The 15,524-nt window shown below is 55.4% G+C and carries 15 protein-coding genes and 2 pseudogenes; 11 read left to right on the forward strand and 6 right to left on the reverse strand.

The window, feature by feature from the left end:
* Window positions 1-24: 24 nt before the first annotated feature.
* Window positions 25-1,008: pseudogene (locus WDS16_RS20990) on the reverse strand (ATP-dependent nuclease); the annotation flags it as partial.
* A gap of 488 nt (window positions 1,009-1,496) precedes the next feature.
* On the opposite strand from WDS16_RS20990, the gene WDS16_RS20995 reads away from it, so the two are divergent.
* The 8 genes and pseudogenes from WDS16_RS20995 (at window position 1,497) to WDS16_RS21030 (ending at window position 6,507) form a co-directional block, all read left to right on the forward strand.
* Window positions 1,497-2,057 carry a hypothetical protein gene (locus WDS16_RS20995; RefSeq protein ID WP_338887390.1) on the forward strand — a complete coding sequence of 187 codons (561 nt, stop codon included), beginning with the start codon at window positions 1,497-1,499 and terminating at the stop codon, window positions 2,055-2,057.
* Window positions 2,054-2,161, forward strand: a pseudogene (locus WDS16_RS21000) (helix-turn-helix domain-containing protein); the annotation flags it as partial. The gene WDS16_RS20995 and the pseudogene WDS16_RS21000, both read left to right, overlap by 4 nt.
* A gap of 102 nt (window positions 2,162-2,263) precedes the next feature.
* Window positions 2,264-3,028: an ImmA/IrrE family metallo-endopeptidase gene (locus tag WDS16_RS21005; protein ID WP_338893558.1), complete on the forward strand. Its 765-nt coding sequence runs from the start codon at window positions 2,264-2,266 to the stop codon at window positions 3,026-3,028.
* A 389-nt stretch (window positions 3,029-3,417) separates the two neighbouring features.
* Entirely contained in the window at window positions 3,418-3,981 is a 564-nt protein-coding gene (locus WDS16_RS21010) for a hypothetical protein (protein WP_338887392.1), read from the forward strand.
* Between the two features lie 435 nt (window positions 3,982-4,416).
* On the forward strand, window positions 4,417-4,716 hold the full coding sequence (locus WDS16_RS21015; RefSeq protein WP_338887393.1) for a type VII secretion target: 300 nt from the start codon (window positions 4,417-4,419) through the stop codon (window positions 4,714-4,716).
* Entirely contained in the window at window positions 4,713-5,426 is a 714-nt protein-coding gene (locus WDS16_RS21020; protein ID WP_338887394.1) for a hypothetical protein, read from the forward strand. The genes WDS16_RS21015 and WDS16_RS21020 overlap by 4 nt, the downstream gene beginning before the upstream one ends.
* Before the next feature lie 15 nt (window positions 5,427-5,441).
* Window positions 5,442-5,783, forward strand: a complete 342-nt coding sequence (locus WDS16_RS21025) for a Tox-REase-5 domain-containing protein (RefSeq protein ID WP_338887396.1) — start codon at window positions 5,442-5,444, stop codon at window positions 5,781-5,783.
* A 19-nt stretch (window positions 5,784-5,802) separates the two neighbouring features.
* Window positions 5,803-6,507 carry an Imm52 family immunity protein gene (locus WDS16_RS21030; RefSeq protein WP_338887398.1) on the forward strand — a complete coding sequence of 235 codons (705 nt, stop codon included), beginning with the start codon at window positions 5,803-5,805 and terminating at the stop codon, window positions 6,505-6,507.
* Window positions 6,508-6,989: 482 nt separating this feature from the next.
* Here WDS16_RS21030 and WDS16_RS21035 read toward each other — a convergent pair whose 3' ends face one another.
* The 3 genes from WDS16_RS21035 to WDS16_RS21045 form a co-directional block, all read right to left on the reverse strand.
* Complete coding sequence (locus WDS16_RS21035; protein ID WP_338887399.1) at window positions 6,990-7,349, reverse strand: Lsr2 family protein; 360 nt, start codon at window positions 7,347-7,349, stop codon at window positions 6,990-6,992.
* Between the two features lie 328 nt (window positions 7,350-7,677).
* Complete coding sequence (locus tag WDS16_RS21040; protein ID WP_338887400.1) at window positions 7,678-8,124, reverse strand: hypothetical protein; 447 nt, start codon at window positions 8,122-8,124, stop codon at window positions 7,678-7,680.
* Window positions 8,125-8,177: 53 nt separating this feature from the next.
* Window positions 8,178-9,881 (reverse strand): hypothetical protein, encoded by a 1,704-nt coding sequence (locus WDS16_RS21045; protein WP_338887401.1) that lies wholly within the window; start codon window positions 9,879-9,881, stop codon window positions 8,178-8,180.
* Between the two features lie 345 nt (window positions 9,882-10,226).
* On the opposite strand from WDS16_RS21045, the gene WDS16_RS21050 reads away from it, so the two are divergent.
* Window positions 10,227-11,147 (forward strand): ParA family protein, encoded by a 921-nt coding sequence (locus WDS16_RS21050; RefSeq protein ID WP_338887402.1) that lies wholly within the window; start codon window positions 10,227-10,229, stop codon window positions 11,145-11,147.
* A gap of 2 nt (window positions 11,148-11,149) precedes the next feature.
* Window positions 11,150-11,578, forward strand: a complete 429-nt coding sequence (locus WDS16_RS21055; protein WP_338887404.1) for a hypothetical protein — start codon at window positions 11,150-11,152, stop codon at window positions 11,576-11,578.
* A 726-nt stretch (window positions 11,579-12,304) separates the two neighbouring features.
* On the opposite strand, the gene WDS16_RS21060 is transcribed toward WDS16_RS21055, so the two are convergent.
* On the reverse strand, window positions 12,305-12,535 hold the full coding sequence (locus WDS16_RS21060) for a helix-turn-helix transcriptional regulator (protein WP_338887405.1): 231 nt from the start codon (window positions 12,533-12,535) through the stop codon (window positions 12,305-12,307).
* 261 nt (window positions 12,536-12,796) lie between these two features.
* On the opposite strand from WDS16_RS21060, the gene WDS16_RS21065 reads away from it, so the two are divergent.
* On the forward strand, window positions 12,797-13,927 hold the full coding sequence (locus tag WDS16_RS21065; protein WP_338887406.1) for a hypothetical protein: 1,131 nt from the start codon (window positions 12,797-12,799) through the stop codon (window positions 13,925-13,927).
* A gap of 93 nt (window positions 13,928-14,020) precedes the next feature.
* Here the strand turns inward: WDS16_RS21065 and WDS16_RS21070 are convergent, their stop codons facing one another.
* The gene (locus WDS16_RS21070; protein ID WP_338887408.1) at window positions 14,021-15,448 is read right to left on the reverse strand and encodes a hypothetical protein; all 1,428 of its coding nucleotides are present in this window, start codon (window positions 15,446-15,448) and stop codon (window positions 14,021-14,023) included.
* Between the last annotated feature and the right edge of the window lie 76 nt (window positions 15,449-15,524).

Raw genomic sequence — 15,524 nt, forward strand, 5'->3', positions numbered from 1 at the left:
TAAGCCCAAGCGATTCAGAACAAATGAGCTGTGCGTCGTCAGAAAGATCTGCCGTTGACCAGCAAGTGTCTCGATGCGAGACACGAGCTTCGTGAGACTCGTGTGGGAGAGGTGATTTTCAGGTTCCTCGATGAGCGCATACGCCGTTGTTTCAGCTGATCGGTTCATCGCGAGCGCCACCTTGATCGCTGCCTGCTGACCTTGACCAGCCATAGCAAATGGCACATCGGAGACCTGTGGAACAATACTGTTTTCCCACGACGCATTGGCCGATTGATCCATATGAAGACCAATAGCTTTGTCATGAAGCGTCTTGCTCTTCTCGGCTATACGCTCATTCACTGGCAGAAGCGTCTCAGTACTAATTAGATGACGAGCACTTCGGTGCGCCACAGCAACCGCAGCTCGTTCTTTTGGCTCGATGAAATCTGCCAACATTTCACGCGTATGGTAGTCGACACCGGCACTAGAGCGAACTGTTCGCGAGTCGACCACTGCGACACCTAGGTGCTTTGGGCGCCGACTCAGTTTCTCATCACAGAAGTTCTTCCATTCGACCGTGTACCATTCGGTGGGTAATATGTCAGGGCGGTTTTCGGCTTTCATGTAATCAGCAAATTCTTCACTGAACTCCGGGGCGGGGAAGATGTGTATACGTACCCCTGGGAGCTTGTCTTGCCGTGAGTTGTGGACACCGAGCAAGGATTGCAGATTGTCGTCTTCGTCCGTTAGATACAGTTCGATCAAAATCTCTGGAGGAGGTAATGGCGTACCAGTTCCCAGCGACTCGAAATATCTGGACACGAGTGTCTGATTGAACCAGTAAGGATTCAGTTCATCTTGTGCCCACCGGCCATTTAGCCGGCCGGTGAGACCAAGTGATACTGCTTCGAGCAGCGTGGACTTTCCAGCTTCATTGTCGCCTACGATTATGTTTGTTCCCGCGTTTGGTTCAAGTTCAAACTGGTGGAACAGACGATATCCATTTATCACGATACGAGTAATCATGTTATCTCCATTATCGCATGATTGCGGGCCTGGTGAAAGCGCTCTTTAGATCAATTTGGCTAGCCGTTGCGCATAGAACGGTACGGAACATGACAGTGAGACATAGCAAGACACAATCCGGATTCGACCTCACGTCTTACCTCAAGAAACCAAAAGCGTGCCGAGTTGTACCCGAAAGCTTCAAACTCGGCGCACCTCGGGTCTTTGAAAAAGATTCTCATTTGGCGAGGTTACTGTGTGACAGTCAACCCTGTCGACGCTGGCGCGACGGATGCCCGGTATGCCGTCCGAGATGCAGACTCAGGCTGCACTCCCCTGCAGGTTGCCGTGCCTTCCGTAACGACCAGTTGACGGGAAACGTGTCCCGAGTGTGTCGATGGTCCTGTGTGTCGCCGATCCTTCCAGGGTTCGCCTGTTCTGTCATTCGTTCAGACGACCCAAAGTTACAATGCGTGTGCAAATTCTACGCGTGATGTAAGATTCTTGGCATGGAGATGGCACAGGTCAACGACTTGGCGGGAATCATGCTGGACTCGTACGACGAGACCGCGATGTATGCCCGGAGCTTTGTGACCGAACATGATTGGCCCATGACTGTGCTGGCCAAGGCGCAGTTGTTCAGGTCAATCGTTCAAAGCCGCGTCGTGAAGGAGGACCGCTTCGATCTCAGTAATGCCTACGTCTCCATGGGCCGGGTCCTCGTCACCGACACGACCCTCAATACGGACTTGTTGATTCGAAGCGAAAAAGCTCTGCGGATCGAGCAGGAGCAGCTTGATCCGACTTTGGACCTTGATGTTCGGCGCGTCCTGTCGGGCGTGAAGCTTCTTGTATACAGGTTCAGCAAGACCGGACTGACTTTGTCGTGGTGCGAGTCTTACGCGAAGAAGGGCAGCCGTCGACTTCTTCCGGACGGCGCACTAGAAGCCATTGGGTACTGGCCGTCCGCCGCCGCTTCAACACCGACCGAGGGCGAATTCGACCAGGGCAGCGAAACGAACTGGGACGAGGTCGGCGACGTGGGCGACGAGGCCGGGAGTGATGAATGAACCGCCTGAAGGCGTTCCGGGAAATCGAGCGAATCACGCAGTCAGATATGTCTGAACGTCTGGGACTCTCGACGGCCATGATCTCAGCAATCGAGAGTGGCCGTCGCACGTTCACGGGCAGTCTGGACACTATCGGCTACAGCGATGATCGATTGGTCCTACCTGATATGTCAGAGCCGCTGCATCGCACGAGAGCAGCAACGTCCGTGGCTTCAAAGAAGCGAGCGAAGGAACTGATTCGGCTAGCGGGAGAGGTTTTCCGCGATCTGCAGGCGGCCACCCCGCAGGCACCCGCGAGCAACCTCCAGAGGCTCGCTGCCCCGACAAGCGTTGACACCGTGGAAGATGTCGCGGCGGAGGTTCGGTCACTGCTAGACAGGGAGGAGTCCGGGCCGATTCAGAACTTGACCGACGCGGCGGAGAGGGCAGGGATCTGCCTCATTCCGATCTTTGGCCTGGACGGTGTAGACGGCCTGTCGTCTTGGGTGGAGGGTGTGCCCGTGATCGGCCTCAATCCCTCTGTCCCCGGTGACCGAATTCGGTTCAGCTTGGCACACGAGATCGGGCACCTTGCGATGCACACAAGTCGTCACGACCATGTGGAATCCGAGGCCAACCGATTCGCTGGTGCGATGTTGTTTCCACGAGCAGACTTCGACGCGGCGATGGTCGACAAGCCCAACATGCGGCATTTTGTGTCACTGAAGGCCTCGTGGGGTGTGTCCGTCGCGGCTCTCATCTATCGCGCACACGAACTCGACTACATCGATGACTCCCGATATCGATCGCTTCAGATCCAGATGTCGAAGTGGCGCAGGAACGAGCCTGGCGGTTTTCGTGCCATGCACGGCACCCTGTTCAGCTGGCTGGTGAGAAGCAACGGCGGCACCGCGGAAGTCGCTAAGAAATTTGGCTTCAACAGGAATCACGTTGCCGAACTCCAAGACTGGCGTCATCTTAGAGCTGCCTAGCTGACTGACCCAACCTCACTAGACCAGGCGTCGGCGATGTGTCGGCCACTTCGGGGCGGGCAGAAGAGCAACTTCAGATCGAGTGCGAGCCTCGTCGACGCGACCTCGGATTCTGAAGGTCCGTAACTCGATAGAGAGCTAGATGAGTCCCAAAAGCGACGAAGCGCTTCGGAATCTCCGGATTTGGCGAAAGTTTGTCAGCAACACAAATTGCTTTCAATAATCCGTTTGAATGAATCAGCTCCCGTGTTCAACAGAAATGCTGAGCCGATCGCCCAGTTTGTGGTCCGATACAGCAATGGTGGCCTGACGGTCCAGTCGTGACAGTAGGTGACCAAAAGACCCGGTCACTCCGACATCGGTCACGATCAGGACAGAAGGTCACAGCTATGGCACTCGCAACCATGGGCGTAAGGGCAGCGCTTCGAACGGTCCAGGACAGCAGCGGTACCCCAGATCACCGTCCCACAGTGGTTGTCGACACGATTGCCTACGACCAAGCCGACGGTGACGCCGCTCCCGAAGGAACGCTGAAGAAACAGGTAGGCGGCAGCGCCAAATTTCTCGAGTCGCTTGAGGCATGGATTCCGGCTGAAGTCATTGCACTATTCGTATTCGGAACTGGCTTCGCCAACGTACTCACGAATGCCTGGTATTACGAATTCACTCTTCTTGCCGCGTGCATCCTGATTACGGTGGTATACGCGTACTTATCCGTCACGGAAGCACACAAACGCCGATCCATTGGCGATAAAGCTAAGATGAAGAACAAACCGGTAACGACAGTCTTCATCGCCGTTGTAGCTTTCATCGTCTGGTGGAGTGCAACTCCTGGCACATGGCTGACTACTGACATGGGTGTGCCTACCTTCTTCCCATCCATTGTACTGGCTGTTTCGGTATTGCTGATTCCCAAGATCGCCGAGAAGTTGGGCGTAGAACCGGCCAAGTAGGCGCTCTGCCTGGATTCCTTGGCAATTGCCGACGGACAGGCTGCGCCCCGCGGGAGCGTTTCGTACCGCCATGAACTGATCCACGCACGTATCGAGCCGACTGAATGTCCGAGCGGCGCGACAGATGTCTGCTGCCACGGACCCCCGCCAAACTCGGATGGAACCGACTCCGGCTCTGCTGCGTCCAACTGAGTACGGACGAGGTACGCGAAGCCGCCATCGAGGCTGGATTCGACCCAGATGACCCAGCAGTCGTCGCTGCGGTGGTGCGTGTCCGCTTGGTGCTTGCAAGGCACGTCTGTTCCAGCGGACGTCGGGACGATCTGTGCTCGATGAGCAATGACGTTGCAAGCGTCCGTCGTAGCCGCTGCGCAGCGATGAGTACACATCTCCCGGTGCGCGGGCAACGGGCGCTCCGGCAGACCGGCGGTCACGGTGTCGGATGAATTTTCCGTCCGCCCGGACGAACTCCGCGCGGTGTCGGCTGAGTGCGAACAGGTGAGTGAGGCGATCAGCCGCGATGTCGTCGCGGAGCACCTCGCACCCGCGGCTGATCTGGTCACGGGTTCATTGCTGGCGGCTGCCATGGGCGCTGCGGACGGACGGGTTGCCGTCGCCCTTGCCGGAATCGCTAGCGAACTGGGGCACTACGCCGAGAATGTGTCGGCTGCAGCGGCGGGCTACGAAGAGACCGACGACGCATTCGCCCGTTCACTCCAAGTCTTCGACGAATGAACTACCGACGGACCGCGATCACGACGTGGGATCCGGCGGCCGCTGCTGCGCAGACGAAGCTGCTCGATGACATCGCGGAGCGTCTCGCCGACCAGAACCAACGCCTCAGTACCCGGGTCGTGGGTATGGCCGGTAGCGGAGCGTGGAGTGGGGGCGCCCACGACGCCGCAAGTGCACAGATCGCTACTGTCTCGACCGACGCCCAGGCCGCGGCGGACGGTATCCGACGAATCCGTACTGCCGTGACGACCGGCCTCGTGAATATCGATACGGCGCGTCTGCGACTGCTGCATCTTGCCGCCTTGGCCGAAGCCGACGGCATCCTCGTTGCCGACAACTGGTCGCTCATGCCACTCGATCCGACTGCGGAGAATGCGGCAGTGAAGCTGGCTGAATGGTCGTCGTCGATTTCGGCCGGAGTAGCTGGGCTGGGCGCAGCGGATAGTGCGTCGGCCGCCGCAGTGGAATCAGCCGCGACCTCGCTTCGTCAGTCGGACCAGGGCATGTACGGGTTTGCTCCGCTCGCCCTGATCGGCCTGGGGGTAGCGGTGGAGGCCGCGACGGCAGCGCTCGTTGCAGCCGGCGTCATCACGGGCGCTGCGGTGATCGCGCTGCTGCTGGAGAAGTTCGGTGGTATCGCGTCCATCGACGAGATCTTGTCCAAGGTCCCGGATGTGTTTCGCTCGGACGATGGCCCGGGGCAGTGGTAACCGAGAAATCACCACATGTCAGAGCGGGCTGCGGAGTACCAGGAGCAGGTGACCGGCAGTCCACCTGGGACCGAGTACGTTGTCGACGGAGTTGCCTTCGATGGATTCGGCGACGACACGCTCAAAGACGCGAAAGGTCCCGGATATGAACACCACATCGATGAGGACGGCCAATGGAAGCCGTACTTCAAGGGCGCTGATTCACTCGTGGCACAAGCGGAACGCCAACTGTTAGCTGCGGATGGCACGCCAATAGAATGGTCGATTGCTGAAGAGAAGGCAGCCGACACCATCCGCAACATGCTCCAAGATGCTGGCTTCGGCGACATCGAGGTTGTCTATGCCCCACCGAAATAACACAGGAGGAGTCCGCCGGATGCCTGATGAGATCGTCGTGACCGTTTCGTGGGGCCCACGTGAGGAAACTCCGACCAGATGCGCTGAACGCCTGCTTGATTCACTCAGCAGGATCCCCGCGCTTCCCGACGTCTACTCGGATTGGTACCTCTACCCCGAGGGAGGGGCGGACGGGCCGGACGACCTGTTGCCTGTGCCGACAGACCTCGATGCCCTTGCCTCGCTACTCGGGGCAGGTGTCCTCCGAAATGACCGCGGCGCGACTATGCCTGGCAGTGGGTTCTCGTCGGTGTTGACACGACTCCACCGCGATCGTCCTATCGACTACCGCGTTCGGTGTGGCGTTGAGTCGAGTCGGGTCAGCAATCACATCCTGTTGAAGTTTCCGCACCCCAATCGTGCGGATCCCGCTGCGATCGACGAGAACATCGTGCAACAGTCGCTGATGGCACTCGTCGAGGCGTGGCAACCTGAGTACGGCTCAGCGATAACGCACTCGTTCAGAACTGCGCAGAAGATCAACCACAAGGCCAAGGAGATACCCGTCGGATGGGTGACGTACCTTGCCAATTCGGTGGCAATCGACGAGCCCAAGCTTCCTGATCTCTCTCGAATTACACGGACTGGCGACGGGATGCTCCTGCAGCTGCATGGAATCGTGCAGGAGCCGAGTTTGGACGAGGCGTTGGGTATCCGTCGGGCGTTGGGGTACGAAGTGCAGTGACTGGAACAGCGAACTCAGCGGAGTACGGACTGACGTTGACGTCAGGTTGCACTTGAGTCGGCTAGGTGGAACGTCACTTCAGCATTGCCCTCCAGCACTAGATCAGCAATTGCTGGATCGGCGAACTTTATGGTGATCGAATGCTGAGGGTCCGCATCATGAGTCCGGCTTTCCACCACAGTGCGCACCAGTGCGCTGCGTCGAAACGCGTGTCCCTCGACGAGCGTTGTCGATCCAGTTTCGACAAGCACCGCGTGAGTAACAGCAATAGCAGCGAAGTCAGCCGCCGTACCAGTGCAGGAGAAGACCACGTCCAAGGTGGGAGCCGATGAGACTGTCATAACGATATCTACCGATCATCTTGAATAGTCTGGATGCTGGCGAGGAGACGTCGCGTGTTACGGGTCAGGCGCAGCTTACGCGCAGATTAGCAAGTTGGTATGACTCACGGTCGCGACGTTGGATGTGCTCACACCTATGAATCAATGGGCAGCGTCGAATGCTTCTTCCACGCTCAAAGGTAGGCGTCCACGCGGCGAGACGTCGTATCCGTTTGCTTGCGCCCATTCCCGTATGACGCGAGTCTGAGCAGCGTCCCGCTTCGGAGCGACGGCGTTCGCGCCCGCACCCTTGGAGGCTTTACGGACCTTTCTTCCACCCGTCCTCGTTCCGTACCCGATGTAGTAGTCGAGCTTCCGGTGAAATTCCTTCGCGTTCTTGTCGTTGAGATCGATCTCGTACTCAGCCCCGTTCACAGAGAACGTGATGTTCTCTCCGGTACCGTCTGGGATCTCTTTGTCGTCGATGTCATCGGTAAGCTGAATCAAGGTTCGTGTGGCCACTTAGTATCTTCCAATCTCGTGGATGAAGCTGCTGACAGACACTCTACAGTTCGGTATCACATCACTCGGTTCCAAGGGATGGCTGACGACATGGTCCGTAGAAATGCTATCGAGGCGCAGTACAAACGATCGTCGAATAAATCCTCAATGACGGACGTGTCGACGACTCGGCGGGCGAATGCAAAGCCCGGTGACCGGATAGGCATGACTACGGATGACGCCGCTTCTGCGGCGCTCGGCGGGCTACAGAACTTTCTGGTCGCGGCGAAGATTCCGTTCTCACGACAAATTGGCACAAATAAGATATTGACCGTCTCTTTTGGTGCTCCTACAGGTTCAGGCGTTTTTCCCTCAGAATAGGTTCCATTTTCTGACTAATCTGTTCAATGAAGTCTTCGAGCCCTCCATCCGAAAACTTCAGTGACAACTTCGACACAGCAGCTTCAGCTGACCCGAGCTGCGCCCAATGCATCACAAAGCTTCGCTCTAGGTCGGAAAGTCCAGAGAGAAGATCTTCATCGCCTTCGATCGCCGATCTACGTTCATCCGCTTCATTGTCTTCAGCATCCGGGAAATCAAAGATTGAGTCGTACCGGTCGTGCGGAAGTAGAAATTCCGAAACTGGGTTTATCTTCAACTCAGCATCCCTGGTGGCAATCCCAGGAATCACCCACGAAGAGGGCAAATTATCATAGAATTCTTTTTCTCGATCATCTATATCGTTATCCGAACTTTCCTTGGCTTGTTGCCATTTAGAGTTATCTATTGTTACCATTTTAATCTTTCCTCTCTTATTGCACAAGGCTGACCCGACGAGCCTAACTTAGTTTACCGCCGAACGAAGTGCCTGTAGACGATCGTTCTCAACGACCACGACCCGCTCGTCGCTAACGCGTTGAGCCCAGAGATGGAGAAGGCGACAACCCACCAAGCGTAACCGGCCCGCTCGGATAACGACGCGTCCGTACCAAACTCAGTGTGCGGCAACAGAGAGTAGATGAGTATGGCAAGGAACGATGCGGCGATAGTCACCAGCGCAGATACGCGAGCAGCTAGCACGCCACCCACCATGGTTCGGGATTGATCAAGACCGGACCATGCTCCAATCGCGGCCGGCACCGCCAGGAGGGTGGTAACAGCCGCGCCAAAAGGAACAGACGTCATCCCCATCGACGAAAGAGCAACCAGCGCGATGAGAAACGTCGCGGCTACTGAGGACATGGCTGACACCGCAACGGACCCAGGCGGTCTCTCATAAAAGGTGCTTTCATAATAAAACTGCGAACCACGCCACGAATTCCTCACATATAGATGCGAGTATCGCTGTCCATATCTGGCTCGCATGACTTTGTTGGGAAAGGCTGCAGTCTTACCAGTGCGTGAGTCCACAATTCTCTGTCGGCCTAAATAGGTTCCATCCGGACCCCGCACTTGCACGTGGTAGCTTCTCGCGCGGTCAACGTAGGACAGCGGATGCTGGACGCTGCTGGGCCTAACTCCCAAAACCGCCCTAAAGCCGTCGCGTAGGTTCTCAGGAGAGAACCAGCCGACAAGCTTTCCTCGTGGCCTTTGCTCGACAACGTGGGGGATTTCTCGTCTCTCGAAAGCAAATTTGGCATAGGTAGGTCTCGAACTCATGGGGACCATCACGCACCCCGCGTAATACTCAGAAAGGGCAAGCACGATTCGCGCAGCGGCAAGAAGCAGGCGCCGTCTATCGTCATATGCAACGCTCAGTGCAATCAAAGAACTTTCAACCGCCAACGCATCGTCAGCATTAGAGTAATTATGACTAGACAAGATCCCTATTACTTTAGCCTCGATCGCGCCGTAATGCGCATCAAAGTTTTTCTTCCCTATTCCGTCACGAACAAATTTGCGAATTATGGCGACTTGCCACATCAAGGCATCCTGGTACGTCAGTGTAGAAATTCGCTTTTCGTTAGCATCATGAACTCTGAAATTATCCAAGAGTCTTCCGCGCCCCTGGAGAACGAGAGGAAGGACAAGATACTCACGAAAATCGTCGTAGTTGTTATTGGCAACTTTTAAGTGCGCATTATCTTCCTGTCCGACCGTAGGCGAACGGTGTGATTGCTGCGCCGCACCAGAGCTAGGTAGTAACACTGTCAGGGATGTGTTGATTGTTACCGACCGAACATGCTGTTCCACGGATTCAGATATGCGCTCGATTCGGCCTGATTGTGGATCGACCATTTGAAGGAAAGTGCTCGCTTGTAGCTCAGAAATGTCCAGCTTGGCAACACCATCAAGGAATTCCCGGTTTGCAACAAATGGTGGAAGCCCTCGATGGTCAGCACGTGTTCGCATATAGGAGTCAATCGACCCACGGAAGTATTTTATCCAGAATACAAGAGAAATGCCTGCGAGTAGTACGGAGAGAAATATCGATATCAGCAGACCAAAGTCGACAAACGCCACCACGATGCACGACGCGATCGCGAATACCCATGACACTGTTGCCAGCTTGATTCGACCGCCAAGACTGACTTCCGGGCGATCCCCACTCATCGTGTAACCGCTCGACGAGCGACGCTCACAGTCATTGGGCACACGAATGTCAGGTGCTCAACCGGTGGCAAGGACTGCGGCATACATGTCATCGACCGATGGTACGGACGGTCAATTACCGTGTCGATCACCCGTTTGAATGAATGAGCACAGCCCGAAGCACCGACATCAACGTCGACCAGGCGCTCCCAAGCTTGGGAGGAATTGCCACGCTCGTCCGAGGTCACCACTGCCGTCCCGGCAAGCGATCCGAAGCAGGCTCAAGATTCCCACTCAGCCCGCAGTCTGACGAGGTACGATCCTCTTTCGAACACATACAGCTTGAGTTTAGTCCGGAAGGGAAACATGCCGACGATATCGATCATAAATTATAAGGGTGGCGTCGGCAAGACAACTCTTACTGCGAATATTGCTGCAGAACTAGCACAGCGAGGAATGAAAGTACTAGCTATCGATCTAGACGCCCAAGCTAGTTTAACGTTTTCGTTTGTGCAACCTGACTACTGGTCCAGCAAGCTTCAGCATGATAAAACGATCAAGCAGTGGTTCGACGCTTTCGGTGAAGATAGCAGCGCCCCGATCGACCTCGAATCGCTCATCCTGAAGCCTACCGCTGTGAACGCACGACTTCCGAAGAATGGCGGTGTTCTCCATTTTATTGCATCCCACCTCGGTTTGATTAATGTTGACCTAGAACTGGCAACGGAACTAAACGCATCGAATCTAGCTCAGGCTAAGCGTAAGTATCTCAAAGTTCATCGCAGGCTCATTGAAGGTCTAGCGCGACCGGCGTTTGCCGACTACGATGTAATTTTGATCGACTGCCCGCCAAACTTTAACATTGTGACTAAAACCGCGATAATAGCGAGCGATCAGATTCTCGTACCGTCCAAAGCCGACTACCTTTCGACGCTCGGTACCGACTATCTCGTGGGAAGCCTCCGTCAACTCGTCAGAGAACACAATGAATACCTCGACCAAGAGAACGCGGACCTGGCCATTGACCCGGCCATACTGGGTGTGATCTTCACGATGGTGCAGTTCTATGGTGAACAGCCCATTTCTGCGCAACGTCCGTTCATAGCGCAGACAGAGAAGTTGGGATTGTATGTTTTTGATTCATACTTCCGCGACACCAAAACAAAACTTGCGAATGCCGCTGCAGACAATGTGCCGCTTATTCTAGACGGATATGCGAGTACCGAAGAAGTTATCGACGAACTACGCCGATTGGTCGACGAGGTAGTCACGCGGGCGGGACTTTAGACATGGCACGAAGTGCAGAGCGGACGCTCATCGATCTCGTGGCAACATTCTTAAAGAAGCTGACTGACAGTGACATTAAGGCACTGCTCGACGGACGGGCTCGCCTCGCAGTAGACTATACTGTACCTTCCAAGGAAGGAACCGACCTCGGCAATGCTGATACCGATGTGGCGATTAGGCTAGCCAAAATCGCATCCACCTTGCAATCAGCATTGTCGCGCGATGAGGCAAGCGACATACTTTCTAGTTCGAATCTTCGTGCCGCGGATCTACGAAAGTTGATGCGCATTTTGGATCTCCCGGTTTCCAGAACTGATACAGTGGATAAACTACACTACAAACTGATCGATTCCACCGTGGGTTTTAAACTCCGGTCAGATGCTGTCCGAGGAAATTCTGAACGAAATAGGATTCAGGCCAACGACGACTAGTAATTCGCGGCCAAGAATTTCCACCCACCTTCTGGGGCTGATGCAGAATATATCCCCGCGATCTAGTCGCATTATTGAAGGTTGTCCAAATGGAGCCACGCCCGAAGAGCTGATTTCTTCAGCCTATGGAACATGTGCAGAATAAATTGCGATCCGCTCAAATCTAGCGAGCCAATTGCGCAATATACTGATAGACCAAAGGGATGATCAATTCGATCGGAAAGCAGGTTGTTTCACGACAGTCCACACCAGCTTAGCAACGTGGTCGATGTTGCCCGAGCCTACAATTGCCTGTCCCCCGGGCCAGTCTAGTGCCGCGCTACTGCAAGTAGGTACGACCTCGGCAGGGCCAATTACGAACGACTAAGCATCGGCGGCGATGCCTGCTCTCGCTTCAACGAGATAGGAAGATGCCTGGTGATACCCGTCGCGTCCGACGTACGCGCCGACGGGACTCCACTTACACTCAAGCATCAACGCACGCTTGCCTGGCACGCACAGCATTACGTCCGCATCGATGGACTTTTGAGTGACGTTGATTCCTGCGGTGGATTCCCGATACGGAGAAGTGGCACTGTAGTGCTTTGAAGACAGGCTGCCACTCGACATTGCATTCCCGACCATGCCGGTCGAAGTAGCCGACGAGGTTGCACACAAGACCAGCTGACAGAAGGTCAGCAGCACCGGTTGGTGACTCGGATGCCAGTCATTCATGGCCCAACTCGCTTAGTCGAGAGCTTCCACGATCATGCGAAGAGTCGCCCCGAGAGACTTCGCCACGTAGCGCAACTCTACGACGTCGAGCCGTCGCTCCCCCGACTCGTACTTGCTGACGAAGGACTGCGGCTCGCCGAGACGTTTCGCGACCTCAACCTGTGTCAGCCCAGCATCGAGCCGCAGCTGGCGGAGTAGGGCGCAGAGCTGCTGGTACTCGGCCGAGTAGATCGACTTTTCCACCGGACAAGCGCACCTTGCGGGATCGAATATCCCAATTTAGGATATTGCTTCCAGCGGCGCTCCGTCCGGTCGATGGGTACTGCAAGAGAAGGGGAGGTGCACTCATGAGCGGAGGAAACTTCAGCGGCGGCAACTGATCCAACTGCTAGGCGAGGGCAGGGCGCTCCAGAGTTCGTACCAAGTTTCATCACGAACTCTGTTGTCGCTCTGCCTTTTTCGTATACTCAAACGCGATCATGCTTGCTATAATGCAGGCAGTACATGCGCGATCCTCATCAACGACTCGTCAACCTCAAGCTCCTGTTCGGCGCATTCGCGCTGGCGGTTTTCGGTGTCGCGTTGATGGTCCTCGACAGCTACTTGGCCGGCCAATCCGGCCTCGGGCTACTCGCACTCTTCCCGCTCAGCGAGATCGGCGGCACGCTCCTGGTGGCTGGGATCATCGGCATTGCACTGGATCGGTGGATTGACGGCGACCGTGGGGCAGTGCTGGAGAAGTTGATCGAGAAGGTCATGCTCCGCGTCATGGCACGCCTGGCGCCAACGCTGCGCGATTCTGTGATCCAGGCGTTCGCCGACAACATCGACAACCTCTCGGTCATCGCCACCGACGAGTTCCTCGACCAACTCGCTCGAAACGCGCTGACCTTGCGTCTGGGCGACCGGGACTTCGCCGAAGACATCTACGCCGATGTCCGTGATCAAGCGATTCTCGGGTCAACCGAGCGGTGGCGTGACACCACCATCAGCATGAACTTGTCACCTCTACCTATGGACACAGGGCATGGAGCGTCGTCTCAACCTCCGCTCTTCGTGCTGACTGCTCGCCATGAGTACACCGTCGTTCCCGCTCACGCGATCCGTCGCTTCTCAGCAGTCTCCGACGAGAAGCACTACGAAGAACTGCTCGACGATTCGACATCGACGTCGATCTGGCACATCAACCCGAAGATCGGCCTCGACGCCGGGAGTCGAGAGGCATTCGAGCTTGTGCAGTTCAGCATCAACGGCGAGGAGCGCTCGATCCGTCGCACCGGAAAGACGGGGAGTCAGACGTACTCAGTGAACCTGGGTCCTGATGCAGTTCGAGACCAGGCGCCAGTCACCATCGCGTACACCTATCGCACCGTCGTCCGTCAGTACGGGCACATGCTGCACGTCGAGACGGAACAACCAACTAAGGGTCTCGACGTGACGCTGGAGTACGGCGACTGCGGAATCGCGGAGATGCGCCTGATCCCGTTCATCTCCAGCAGCAAGAAGGTACGCAACTACCGCATGCCGGATTCCGTGCCTGAGCAGAGCGTAGGCATCGGATTCGACGGGTGGTGCACGAAGGGGCAGGGAGTTGTAGCTGTATGGGTTTTGGCGTCCGAAGTAGACATTCGCTAACAGATTCCGTCGGACGGGTATACAGCGCTATAGCTACCCATGAAATATAGTGCCCCTTTTCCAACCATCGATACGGATTTAAACGCGTTCAGATCAGTTCTGCCCAAGATTTTCAATATGCACGCCAATAGAGGTTGTGTTATATGTTTCGTTGAATCCAAACGGCCTTGCCACCCCGACAAACGTCAGCCGATAGTTTCCAAACCTACCGAACTGCACATGCCGATCTAGTTTAACAGTGAATAGTGCGAACGACACAGTCTTTGGCGCGTACGCTCCGACATTGATTCCACCCCTTGCGATATTATCACTACCAGCATCGATACCGTTCGGGTGGTTGGCGTTTAGAATGATTGTTGATGATTGCACATACGTCACATAGCTTGGCAGGTTTGCCGCAATCACCATATCGACCATGGTCTCGACACTGAGGTTCTCCGCTCTGATCAAGATCTGAAGGAGGTCCTCGGGCCCTGCGTCGATATGTAAGTTCCAGTCGGCCTTAGGATCAGCCTGCGCCACGCGGACAAAGGTGTTCACCTTGACTGCTATTGCCGCTATGACAAGGTGCAAATACAAGACACCGTCAACGACAGTTTCGCGACCCACATTCGCGACAACGAGCCCGTGCCGCCGCAACGCCTGCTCTGCATCGTGAATCCGAAGATTCTGCCGTGGGTCTTCCTCATGGCTTCGCCACTCGAAATGCTTTACCCGAAGACCTGCCGGATCCCCCTTAAGTTGAAGTTCCAGTTCGTGGACGGCCAGCTCTCGCGAGCCAGCGCGAAGGGAGAGTCGTAGGCCCGATAGCACGTCGCCGTCAGCAGTAGCCTCAACGTTGTAGTCAATGAAAAGGCGGACTGGACCAAGATTCTCCGAATTGGCCTGCACGCGATACCTTATCGAGATCTGAGCCATCTTGGGTGACGATTTTAAGAGCTGGCCTGCGACTTCGCACTCAGCGGGTGGGTTGGCTGCCAGCAACCGCTCTTGCCGTACCTCATCCTGGGACTCGCGTATAAGACGACCCAGAGCGGACTGGGCGAGCTTTTCGTCCTTGTGACGTATATTCCCCAAAGCAACAAGACGATCCTGCGTCACACGCGCATACTTTTCAGACCTTACTTGGTGATGAAAATTCACCGCTGCAAAATCCCATTGCTCAAGAAGATCTTGGCATTGCCTTTGACGCACCCTAAATGGGACATTCTCATTACTATCTGCACCAAAGAACGTGTACGAGAGTAGTCTCAGCTGGTCATCCGTGAATCGCGAGGTCTTTACCAACCCGATATCACTTGACAAGTCAACCATGAGTGCTTTTCGGACCGTGAGACATGCGACATGCGCTTCATCTTGTTCCGGCAAGTCGAAGTCCCTCAAAAACCCCAGAATACCCTCGCACTGAGCAACCGTCTCTGGATTCAAACTATTGTCATTCTTGCTTTTGACGAAAGTTTTTAAATCTTCGAGCAGACGCGATTCTATACCACCGCGCCCGAGCGTACTGTTGGCCATCACGGTCGAATTCTACAATGCTAAGAATGCTATTGCAATTTTAGCTAGAATATGTTTATATAGTAAAGGCGCAACCTAC

This window comes from Rhodococcus sovatensis (assembly GCF_037327425.1).
Lineage (GTDB): Bacteria > Actinomycetota > Actinomycetes > Mycobacteriales > Mycobacteriaceae > Rhodococcoides > Rhodococcoides sovatense.